This window comes from Saccharothrix isguenensis (assembly GCF_052936305.1).
On record NZ_CP193626.1, the window covers coordinates 5,601,983 to 5,613,591 of the forward strand.

Sequence of the window (11,609 nt, forward strand, 5' to 3'; positions counted from 1 at the left end):
TCAGCTCACCTCCGTGATCCGCGTGCCCGCCGCGACCGCGGTGAGCAGGACCGATGTGCCGTCGACCGAGAGCGCGGTGCCGGGTGGCGCGGACCGGGGTCCCGGCGTCACGTCGTGGAACGCGATCCACGCGCCCTCGCGGGTGAACACGACCTCGTCGTCCACCAGCCGCACGCCGTCGCAGTCGTCGAAGTCCAAGGCGCGCAGCGCGCCCGAGCGCGGCGCGATGGTCTCCCCCGGCACGTCCACCACCAGCCGGGCCCTGATGTCCTCGCACGACGAGCCGGCCATCAGCTCGTACCGCCCGGCCTCGACCACCCGGCGTCCGGTGGTGACGTCCCAGTGCCACAGCTGGTCGGTGCGCAGCTCGACCGCCGCGGTCTCGCCGGGCGCGAGGCGCACCCGGTGGAACGACTGGAGCTTGCGCACCGGCTGCGGCACCCGCGAGCCCGGCGCGGCCGAGTACAGCTGCACGACCTCCGCGCCCGCGACCGGCCCCGTGTTGGTGACCGACACCGTGGCGACGCCGTCCGCCCACTCCAGGTCGGAGTACGCGAACGTGGTGTAGCCCAGCCCGTGGCCGAACGGGAACAGCGGGTCGCCGGTGAAGTACAGGTACGTGCTGCCGGCGCGGATGATGTCGTAGTCGAGGATGTCCGGCAGGTCGTCGTCGGAGCGGTACCAGGTCTGCGGGAGCCGGCCCGAGGGCGAGAACACGCCGAACAGCGCCTCCGCGACGGCCCTGCCCTGCTCCTGCCCGCCGTGCGCGGTCCACACGATGCCGGGCAGGTGCTCCTCCTCGCCGTCCAGCGCGTACGGGTAGCTGCTGACCAGCACCAGCACGGTCCTGGGGTTCGCCTCGCGGACCGCGCGCACCAGGTCCAGCCACGGCAGGCGCAGGGTGGTGCGGTCCTGCGTCTCCCGGCCGTTGATGTGCGGGTCGTTGCCCAGCACCAGCACGACCGCGTCCGCGTCGGCCGCCACCTCCACGGCGTCCGCGATGCCGTCCACCACCAGCTCCACCGTGAACGGCCCGGTGTCGACCCCGCCGACGGTGTTGTGCAGCACCACACCGCCGTCGGTCAGCCGCGGCTCGAACAGCTCGCGCACGTCCCAGCCGCCCGGCATGGCCGCGGCGGCGACCAGCGAGCCGTCCGCGGTGGTGCCCAGGTAGCGGCGGGAACCGACGTCCCGCAGCGTCCACACGCCGTCACCCCAGTCGAAGCGGTCGAACAGCGACCGCTCCCCCAGGCCGACGACACCGCCGCGCACCCCGAGGTAGCGGCCGTCCGCCGCGCGCAGCGCGATCCGGTCGACACCCTCGGCGTGGGAGACGGAGGCGAACTCCTCCAGTCCCCTCCGGACGGTCACCTGGTACGGCAGGGTGCCGCTGTACCAGTCCTCGAACAGCGCGTCCGCGTGCGTGCCGATGACGGCGAGCTTCGTGCCGCGCTCCAACGGCAGCACGGAATCGTTGCGCAGCAACACGATCGCCTGCCGTGCGGCCTCCAGCGCCAACTCGCCGTGCGTACCGATCACGTCGGAGGTGATCCCGGCGTAGGGGTTGTCGTCGGCGGGGTCGAACTCGCCGAGCCGGAACCGCAGGGCGAGCACCCGACCCACGGCCCGGTCCACCACCTCGCGCTCCAGCAGGCCGTCCTTGAGCGCCGTGGTGACGCTCTCGATCATCAGCGTCGGGTCGGCGTCCTGGTCGGTGAAGCTGTCCAGACCGGCGTTCAGCAGCGCCGCGTGGCCCTCGGCCTGCGTCGGCAGGTACCCCTGCATCCCGGCCACGTTCGACGGCGCGTACGCGTCGCTGACGACCGCGACACCGTCCGGCGCCCACGTCCGCAACTCCTGCTCGATCAACGGGCTCAGGTGCGCGGGACGGCCGTTCACGAGGTTGTACGACGGCATCACGGCCGGCGCCGCGCCCGCCTCGATCGGACCGCGGAAGCACGGCAGCTCGTACTCGTGCAGCACCCGCGGCCGGAGGTCGGACGACGTGACGCAGCGGTCGTCCTCGTTGTTGTAGCCCAGGAAGTGCTTCAACGTCGGCGCGGTGCGCAGGTAGCGCGGGTGGTCGCCGCGCAGGCCGCCGGCGTAGGCCGTGCCCATCGCCGCGGTCAGCGTCGGGTCCTCTGAGTAGCCCTCCTCGTTGCGGCCCCAACGCGGGTCGCGCAACGGGTTCACCACCGGTGCCCACACGTTCAGGCCGTGCGCCACCGGATCGCGGTGGTGGAACCCGCGCGCCTCCACGCCGGTCGCCTCGCCGACCCGCCGCACCAGCCCGAGGTCCCACGAGGCGGCCAGACCGACGGCTTGCGGGAACACGGTGGCCGGACCGAGCCAGGCCACGCCGTGCAGCGCCTCCGTGCCGGTGTGGAACTCCGCCAGGCCCAACCGGGGCACGGCCTGCTGCCGCTGGTGCAGCAGCGCGACCTTCTCCTCGTCGGTCAGCCGGCCGAGCAGGTCGGACACCCTGGCCTCGACCGGCAGACCCGGATCGCGGAACGGCAGCGGGTCCACGGCACACCTCTCGTGGTCGTCGAATTGTTCGAATGCGCAGCTCACTGAATCGAATCGTTTCGATCGCCGCGACTCACAGCGCCCACCTGATCGTCCGGGGCGGGGTGCCAGAAATGTGGCACAGCTCTCTCACCCGCGTCAACACCGAAGTTTCAACGCTGTTTCACCGGGATGTGCCCGACCATTCGATTCGAATGCGTTCGACTAATGAGACGACGCACGCCGAACACCCCCCTCACCACGTCGTGAGGGGGGTGCCGGCGACCTTCGAGGTCTACCCGAACAGTTCCACGTGCAGCTGGAACGCCGTAGCGATCTCAGCCTGCGCCCAGAACCGGTGGTAGGTGAAGGTCGGCGCGGGGCCGCCGTCCAGGTAGGCCTGGACCTTCGGCCAGTCCGGGTCCTGCTTGAACATCGAGCGGATGTCGACGAACGACACGCCCGGCTTCACGATGTCGCCGTTGGGCATGTCGCCCGACCAGCCGGCCGGGACGTACGGACCCTCGCGCGTCGTCGCGTTGTAGACGTCGTCGAAGCGGTTGTAGTCCGCGCGCTGCTCCGGGATCGCGATGCCCTTGGTGTCCTGGTGCGCCAGCAGCGCCGTCAGCAGGCCCTCGCCCACGGTCTTCGCCTGGGCGTTGCCCGACTTGGCCGCGTAGTTGAGGAGGGTCTTGGCGTAGGACGCGGCGATGCCGACGTCCTGGCTGTGGTTGAGCACCTTGACGCGCAGGTTCGCGTTGGCGCCGGGGTTGGTGGCGTTCCAGTTGTCCGGAGCACCCGTCCACTCCATGTCGGACGGGATCTGGAACTGGCCGCCGGTGCCCACGGTGGTGTTGGCGATGGCCCAGGGGACCCACTTGTCGAGGATCTTCTTGGCCGCCGCGTTGCCGGTCATCTCGTACAGGGCGGCGGTGCGCTCCATCTGCCACGCCTGGAAGCCGAACCAGCGGTTCGACGGCGGGTCGCGCCACACCGGGTGGGCGTCGTAGAACATGCCGTAGAAGGTCGGCGTGCCCGCCGGGGGCTGGCCGTACGAGCCTTCCCACGTGTTCGTGACACCACCGGCGATGGCGCCGTCGGCCGACTGCAGCCACTGGAGCAGCTCAAGCTGACGGGTCATCGACGTGGCCCAGTCCTGCTGACCCGTCGCCGACTTCGGCTTCAGGGCGGGCACGTTCGCCAGCGCGTGCGCCGCGAGCGGGTTCTGGTAGCCCTGGTGCGAGGCGCCGGAACCGATGCGCCACGCCCAACCGGCGGACGTGTCGGTCGCGCCACCCCACGCGTAGTACCAGGACATCAGGTAGTGCGCGCTGTCCTTGCCGGTGCCGCCGGGGCAGGTCGTCGGGCTGGTGCAGTTGCCGACCTTCTTGAAGTACTTGTCGAACATGGCGTACCGGAGGTAGTCGCCCATCTTCGCGGCCTTCGCGATCTCCGGGGCGATCTCGGCCGCCTTGCCCTGCTCGGTCGCCCACTCCTGCGCCAGCAGCGCCACCTGCACCGCACGCGCGTCGGCGTCCGGGGCGTTGGTGTACTTGTACTGCTTGGCGTAGGTGGCGTCCTTGGTGAACAGGTCGAGGAAGCCGTTCGGGCCACCGTGCGCGAAGGTGTCGCAGGACGGCTGCGGGATGGTCTCCCACACCGACTCCGACGAACCGCGCTGGTAGGTGTTGATGTACGCGGGCGCCGCGTCGGACTCGTCGCCGCACCGGCCGAAGCCGTAGGTGTTGTCGACGTCGATCAGCCAGTGCATGCCGTAGATGTCGTCGGTCCCGTAGGCCGACTTCAGCTCGCCCGCGATCGGGTCGCGGCCCACCGGCGCGCCGGCGTCCAGCTGCGACGGGTACATGTCCATCCGCGGGTGCTCGGGAGCGTAGGTCGCGGGCTTGGACGGGTCGTACTTGTTGTTCGTCGCCTGGTCGGCCGAGGACGGGATGATGTACTTCTCCATCGCCGCCCAGGCCTTCTTGAACGACGTCCAGTCACTGGTGATCCGGGCGTAGCTCGCCTCCAGCCAGAGGTAGTAGCTCAGGGCCTCGGACGTGGTCTGGTGACCGTGGTCCGGCGCCTCGACCATCAGCGTCTCGATCGAGTGGTACGGCACCTTCAGCCCGTCGGGGAAGGTGCGGAAGTAGCCGCTCGCCGGGTCGTGGATCTTGGCGTACTGGTCGAGGAAGGCCTGCTCGAAGTTCGACGCGCTGCCGCTGATCTCCTTGACCTCGACCGTGCCCGCGGTGGCGCCGGTGGCGCTCGCGGTGAACGTGGCCGAGGCCAGTTCGCCGCCGTTGGCCGCCGAGGTGACCGTGACGTTCTGCTTGGTCGACCAGTTGGCGGTGGTGAACGTCAGCGACGCCGGACCGGCCGTGAGGTCGGTGCTGCCCGCCGAACGCGCCACCGTCACCGTCACCGGCGCGGAGGGCGCGGTGGCGAGGGAGACGCCGAACGTGCCGGTGTTGCCCTGCCGCACGCTCAGCGTCGGCGGGCTGACCTGGACCGCCTGCCCCGCGAGCACCCGGACGCCGATCGCCGTGGAAGCGCCCACGCCGCCCTTGTCGTCCGTGGCCCGGGCCACGAGGGTGTGCTCACCGGCGGTCGCGCCGGTCCACGAACCCGTGTAGGGGGCCGAGGTGTCGGTCGCGACGACCACGCCGTCGGCCAGGAAGTCGACCTTGGCGACGGTGCCGTCGCTGTCGGCGGCGGTCGCGGCCATCGGGATGGCCTGGCCGACCTGGAACGCCTGGCCCGAGGTCGGCGACGTCAGCGCCGCCGTCGGGTTCGCGTTGACGTTCGGACCCGTGCACCGCGTGCCGTTGAGCGCGAAGTCCGTCGGCGGCCGGTTCTGACCCGACCAGGAGCCGTTGAAGCCAGGGGTGACCGAGGCACCCGTGCCGAGGTTCGGGGCCCAGCCCGGCGCCGCCACGGTGACCGCGGTGCCGCTCTGGGTGAACGTGCCGTTCCAGCCCTGCTGAACGCGCTGGCCGTCCGGGAAGGTCCACGTGAGACGCCAGTTGTTGACCGCGTCACCCTCGTTGCGGATGCTGACGTTGGCGCCGAAACCACCCTGCCACTGGCTGGTGATCTGGTAGTTGACCGTGCACGCCACGGCGGCGTTGGCCACCGGCGCGACGAACGGCATAACACCCGCGGCGGTTGCCGCCGCGGCTATCAGCGCGAGCGGACCGGTGCGCAACCGTCCCGCTCTGGTGCGGTACCTCATGCGTCCTCCTCCTGCACGGATCAGCCATTGACCCGCGAGCTCCAAAGGGCGTGCGGCGAGTGGAGTCGGCACGGGACGCCTGGGCGCGCAGAACGCCCCGTGCCGAGTTCGGGTGCTAGGGCTCGACGCCCCAGGCGAGGGTGCCGCCGGTGTACGCGGTCACCCTGGTGAAGTCGGTCAGCGTCGCGCTGACCCGGTAGCTGTGGTCGTCGGCCTGGTTGAAGGAGGACCAGTCGGACTTGGCCACCCGCAACTGGATGTCGCCGGTGCTCGCGCCGGCGGCGAGCGTGCCGGCGGCGAAGGACACCTGGAGGTACGCGTCCGCGCCGGGACGCGCGGTGGGCAGCTTCACGACGGTGGCGCGCACGTTCGCGCAGCCGACCACCGCCCAGTCGCAGAACACCTGGTAGTTGGCGTTCGCCGTGTCACCGGTGAACCAGTACCGCGCGGTGACGGTGGACCGGTCGACCGCCGTCGTGCCGCGGTTGACCACCGCGATCGTCGCGCCGATCTGGTTGGCGCTCGCCGCGCCGCTGCCGCGCTGCTGCACGGCGATCGCGCCGGTCACGCTGCCCCGCGTGGTCCGGAACGTCACCGCGGCGCCGGCCGCCGAGACGTTGCCGGAGGTGTCCTTGGCGCGGACGGCGAACGTGTAGGGGGTGTCCGCGGCGAGGTCGGTGAACTTGTGGCTCAGGCCGGTGGTGGTGGCCGCGATCGTCCCGTCGGAGCGCAGGACCTCGTAGCCGGACACGGCCCGGTCGTCCGTGGACGCCGTCCACGTCAGCGTCGCGCCGCTGCTGGTGACCGCGGACACCGAGAGTCCACCCGGGACGGTCGGGGGCTCGCGGTCGTCGACCTCGACCACCGTGACCGAGACCGGCGCGCTCGGCGCGGACAGGTTGCCCGCCGCGTCCTTGGCACGCACGGAGAACGTGTGCGTGCCCGGCGGCAAGGCGGCGAGGTGGAACGTCGGGGTGCCCGTGGCACCTACGACCGTGCCGTCCGCCCACAGCACGTCGTAGCCGGTCACCCCGACGTTGTCGGTGGACGCCACCCAGTTCAGGGTGGCGCTGTTCGTCCCGGTGCTCGTCGCCCGCAGTCCGGTGGGGACGGTCGGGGCCTCGCGGTCCTCGACCGCCGGGCCGGGCTCCTTGCCCCACAGCACCCGGCCGTCCTGGGCGAGCACCACGCGGTCGGTCTGCGCCACCGTGTTGCCGGTGCCCAGGCCCGTGAACGACCAGTCGTTGGACGGGTCCCACGTGCCGGCGCTGGTGATGCGGAACTGCACCTCGTGCTTGTGCGCCGACTGGCCGCCGGGGTAGACGCCGGGGCACGGCACGTCCACGTAGTACACGGATCCGCTGTGCCGCTTGGGCCCGCTGGGCGTGCCGCACTGGTTGTAGTTCGTGGTGACGGTGATCTGGTCCGGCGTGGTGGCGCCGTCGAGGGTGAAGTAGTAGCGCAGCGAGCCGTCGAACATCCGGGCCGGCCACGCGGACTTGTTCAGCACGAACGCCTTGATCTCGGTGAACCCGGCCGCGCTCTGGTTGACCGAGGCCTGCACGGTCAGCTCGGGGCCGTCCGGGGTCTCGGCGACCGGGAAGTTCGCGGCGGGCGTGCCGCCGTACTCCTTGTACAGCCGGGCGAGCGCGCCGGTGAACGCGGCGTTGTAGTCCAGCGCGACCTCGTTGGCCACGAAGTCCTTGCGGTTGTCCACGTACGCGTCGTTGTTCGTGCCGGGACCGCCGACCAGCGCGCCGTACAGGACGTGCCTGCTGGTGGCCGGCTCCTCCATCGTGTCGGCCCACGCGCCGTGCGCGGTGCGGTGGTGCGGGTTCTTCGGCGGGTTCGCGCCGAAGCCGACGACGTAGCTGGCGTTGCGCGGGTTGTCGCCCAGCGCGTAGTTGATCTGCCGCACGCCGAAGTCGTGGTAGACGGCCGCCTTGGCGGCGTCGCGCTCGCGCAGCCAGTCGCTGTAGACGAGTGCGACGAACGCGGTGTTGGCGGCGTACCGCAGCGAGCCCCAGGTGTCGAGGTGCGCCTGGCCGCCCGGCGAGTACCGCACCCGGTTGCCGTTGTAGCCGGTGGTCCAGTAGTCCAACCACCGGTTGGCGTCGGCCACGTACTCGGCCTCACCGGTGAGCTTGGCCATCAGGGCGTACGCGCCGTAGGACTTGTCGTCCCAGGCGATGGTCCACCGGTAGGACCGCGTGGTGGTCTGCGGCTCGGTGGACAGCTTCGGGTACTCCGCCTTGGCCTTGGCCAGGTAGCTCGCGTCGCCGGTCGCGCGGTACAGCCAGATCGCGCCCCACACGAGTTCGTCCTGGTAACCGCTCCAGGAGTTGTAGAAGTTCGCCGAGTCGGTGATGCAGGCGCTGTACTTGCCGCGGTAGGTGTCGGCGAAGCTGTAGAGCTGCTTGGCGTGCGTCAGCAGGGTCGCCGCGTAGGCCGGGTCGGTCTGCTTGAACACCATCGAGGCCGACGCCATCGCGGCGGCGTACTCGCCCGCGAGGTCCGAGCCGGGGCAGGAGGCGTCCACCTTGTACGCCGGGCGCGCCATCTGCATGACCTCGGCCGCGCCCCACCACTTGTGGTCGTCGTCGCCCTTGCCGACCTGCCCGTACACCACGTTGGGCGACGGGTGGGCCTTGATGATCCAGTCCGTGCCCCACTTGAGGTTCGCCATCAGGTGCCGCAGCTGGCCCGAGCTCTCGTAGGCGTCCCGGTTCTCCACCGCGCCCCACGCCAGCATCGACATCGTGGCCGCGAACGGGAGGCCGAACTTGACGTGGTCGCCCGCGTCGTAGAAACCGCCCGACAGGTCGAGGCCGACGTCGCTGCCGTCGCGCAGCGCCGAGTCACCGCGCCAGTTCACCCGGTTGTCCGCAGGCAGCGCTCCGGACCGCTGGGCGTCGTAGAACCAGATCGACTTCTGCAGCGCCTCGGCGTAGTTGAACGCCGGCGCGGCCGTCGCCGTGGACTGGAACGGGGTCAGCATCAACGCGCTGACCAGCAGGGTTAGCGTGCCGGCCAACGCTTTGACCATGCGTCGTCGCATGTGGTGCCTCCGATGGGGCAGGGCGGTGGAGGTTTCTGGGAGCGCTCCCAGTCGGGACTGTAACGGCATCGAAACACCGTGAAAAGAGGGTTGAGCCACAAAGCCTTGACAAATTCGACCCCGAGACACTCGCCCACTGGGCCGAACGTTGGCCCACGCTGCGCTGAATGACGCAGCGTGGGGGAGCGCTCCCAGAAAGTAGTCACGACCCGCCGCTACCTCGATCGGCAGGTCAGCTCGGGCGTCGAGGTCGCGCCGCTCGCGACGTACCCGAAGGACCCCGAAGCGCCGGCTGCGAGCGTGCCGTTCCAGCCCACGTCATCCACGGAGACCGATGTCGCGGTCTGGGTCCACCTGCCGTTCCACAGCGAGGTGACCGTCTGGCCGCCCGGCTTGGCCCAGCTGACCGTCCAGCCGTTGATCCCGGTGGCGCCCCGGTTGGTGACCGTGACCTCTGCCTGGAACCCGCCCTGCCAGGAGCTCGCGATGCGGGTCGTGGCCACGCAGCCGGCGGCCGGTGTCGTCGTGGTCGTCGTCGAGGTGGTGGTCGAGGTGGTGGTCGTGGTGGTCGTGGACGTGGTCGTCGTGGTGCTGGTCGGGGTGGTCGTCGTGGTGCGCGGGGCGTAGCTCAGGCCGTGGCCGAGCGGGTACAGGGCGGCCTTGCCGTCACCGGCGTTGATCGGCTGCTGCGAACCGCTGCTCATCCAGGTCACGGGCAGGGTGCCGGTCGGGTTGTAGTCCCCGAAGAGGACGTCGGCCACGCCGCGCCCCTCGGTGCCGGGCAGCCACGACGCGAGCAGCGCGCTCCAGCCGCCGACCTCGCTCGCGACGTGCAGCGGCCGGCCCGAGACCAGCACGACGACCACCGGGATGCCCGCCGAGCGGAGCCGGTTGATCGTCTCCAGGTCCTCCCGGTCCAGCCCCAGGCCGTGGGGCCGGTCGCCCTCGCCCTCGGCGTACGGGGTCTCCCCCACCACCGCGATGGCCGCGGTGTACGAGCCGTCCACGCCGGCGCCGTAGCGGTCGTGGGTGATCGCCGCGCCTGAGCCGACCGTCTCCCGGATGCCCTGGAGGATCGTGGTGCCCGGGGTGGTGTTGCCGCTGCCGCCCTGCCAGGAGATCGTCCAGCCGCCGCTCTGGTAGCCGATGTTGTCGGCCGACTTGCCCGCGACGAAGTACTTGCCGGTCTTGGCCAGCGGCAGCACGCCGTTGTTGCGCAGCAGCACCTGGGACTGGCGGACGGCCTGGCGGGCCAGGTCGCGGTGCGCGGCGGAGCCGACCGTGCCGGTCAGCGAGCGGTCGGTGAGCGGGCGCTCGAACAGGCCCAGCTCGAACTTCTTGGTCAGGATGCGCCGGTTGGCGTCGTCGATCCGGGTCATCGGCACCCGCCCGGCCTGCACCTCGGCCTTGAGCAGGCTGGTGAACCGCTGGTAGTCGTGCGGGACCATGACCATGTCGATGCCCGCGTTGACCGACGCGGCGACCTCGGCCCCGGTGAACCCGAGCGCGCCGTCGATCTGGTCGATGCCCGCCCAGTCGGAGACGACGAACCCGGTGAAGCCCAGCTCGTTCTTCAGCACGTCGGTGATCAGGTAGCGGTGGCCGTGCGCCTTGACGCCGTTCCAGCTGCTGTAGGTGATCATCACCGAACCGACCCCGCGGTCCACCGCGGCCTTGAACGGCGGCAGGTGCACCGAGCGCAGCTCCTGCTCGCTGATCCGGGTGTCACCCTGGTCGTCTCCGCCGGTCGTGCCGCCGTCGCCGATGTAGTGCTTCGCGGTGGCCAGCACGGAGCTGTTCGTGCCGCCGAGCGTCGTGCCCTGGAGGCCGTCGATGTACGTGGTCATCGCGGTGGGGATCTCCGGGACCTCGCCGAACGACTCGTACGTGCGGCCCCACCGGTCGTCGCGCGCCACGCACAGGCAGGGCGCGAAGTTCCAGTCGATGCCGGTGCCCGCGACCTCCTTCGCGGTGACCTCGCCGATGCGCCTGACCAGCTCCGGGTCGCGGGTCGCGCCCAGGCCGATGTTGTGCGGGAAGATCGTCGCGCCGCGCACGTTGTTGTGCCCGTGCACCGCGTCCACGCCGTAGATCAGCGGGATGCCGAGCGGCGTGGACATGGCCGTGCGCTGGAAGTTGTCGTACATGTCGGCCCAGCCCTGGGCCGTGTTGGTGGCCGGCGCGGAGCCGCCGCCGGACAGCAGCGAGCCGATCCGGTAGGTGACCAGGTCCTGCGGGGAGTCGAGCGCGCCGCGGTCGACCTGGGTCATCTGGCCGACCTTGTCGTCGAGCGACATGCGGTCGAGCAGCTGCTCGACCCTGGTGTCGGCTGGGGCCGCCACCTGCGCGGTGGCGACCGGTCGCAGGTGCGGCACCAGCACGGTGGCGGACAGTGCGACGGCCGCCAGGACGGCCGTGGTCACCGCCACCGCGAGGGGTCGGGAGGGAGTGCGCGTCATTGCGTGGCCTCCGGTCGAAACGGGGTGAGAGACGCCTGGGAGCGTTCCCAGACTACGATTGTCCGTTTTCCCGCACCAGGCATGAGCCTTTCGGCCTATTCACGCCACGTCCCCCCGGCGTAATTCATCGAATTTCGGACATCAACTTCGAATCGCCCGTGACGCGGATCTCAGTCACCCGTTCAGCGCAGTCGAACCCGAGAAAGTCGACGCAGAGTTCGCAAAACTCGCCCTCGCCGCCGTTGAGCCGGTCTCGAACACGGCTCATCAGCCCCTTTGTTCACGGAACGTGAGACCCGGCCAGGTGCCTGCCCGCCCCACGCCCTCTTTTCCTCACCGTTTCCCACTG

4 protein-coding genes and 1 pseudogene are annotated in these 11,609 nt (G+C 70.6%); all 5 read right to left on the reverse strand.

The window, feature by feature from the left end; all coding sequences use genetic code 11:
* Complete coding sequence (locus ACRAKI_RS24650; protein ID WP_447002891.1) at window positions 1-2,529, reverse strand: beta-glucosidase; 2,529 nt, start codon at window positions 2,527-2,529, stop codon at window positions 1-3.
* A 274-nt stretch (window positions 2,530-2,803) separates the two neighbouring features.
* The gene (locus ACRAKI_RS24655) at window positions 2,804-5,743 is read right to left on the reverse strand and encodes a glycoside hydrolase family 48 protein (RefSeq protein ID WP_447002892.1); all 2,940 of its coding nucleotides are present in this window, start codon (window positions 5,741-5,743) and stop codon (window positions 2,804-2,806) included.
* A gap of 115 nt (window positions 5,744-5,858) precedes the next feature.
* On the reverse strand, window positions 5,859-8,801 hold the full coding sequence (locus tag ACRAKI_RS24660) for a glycoside hydrolase family 9 protein (RefSeq protein ID WP_447002893.1): 2,943 nt from the start codon (window positions 8,799-8,801) through the stop codon (window positions 5,859-5,861).
* 215 nt (window positions 8,802-9,016) lie between these two features.
* Window positions 9,017-9,304 (reverse strand): cellulose binding domain-containing protein, encoded by a 288-nt coding sequence (locus ACRAKI_RS24665; protein WP_447008498.1) that lies wholly within the window; start codon window positions 9,302-9,304, stop codon window positions 9,017-9,019.
* A gap of 120 nt (window positions 9,305-9,424) precedes the next feature.
* A pseudogene (locus ACRAKI_RS24670) lies at window positions 9,425-11,260 on the reverse strand (glycoside hydrolase family 3 protein); the annotation flags it as partial.
* Window positions 11,261-11,609: the final 349 nt, after the last annotated feature.

What these genes read in the sequence shown, in the direction of transcription:
- ACRAKI_RS24655 (WP_447002892.1), bottom strand. Translation starts at nt 5,743, where the DNA reads ATGAGGTACCGCACCAGAGCGGGACGGTTGCGCACCGGTCCGCTCGCG.
- ACRAKI_RS24660 (WP_447002893.1), bottom strand. Translation starts at nt 8,801, where the DNA reads ATGCGACGACGCATGGTCAAAGCGTTGGCCGGCACGCTAACCCTGCTG.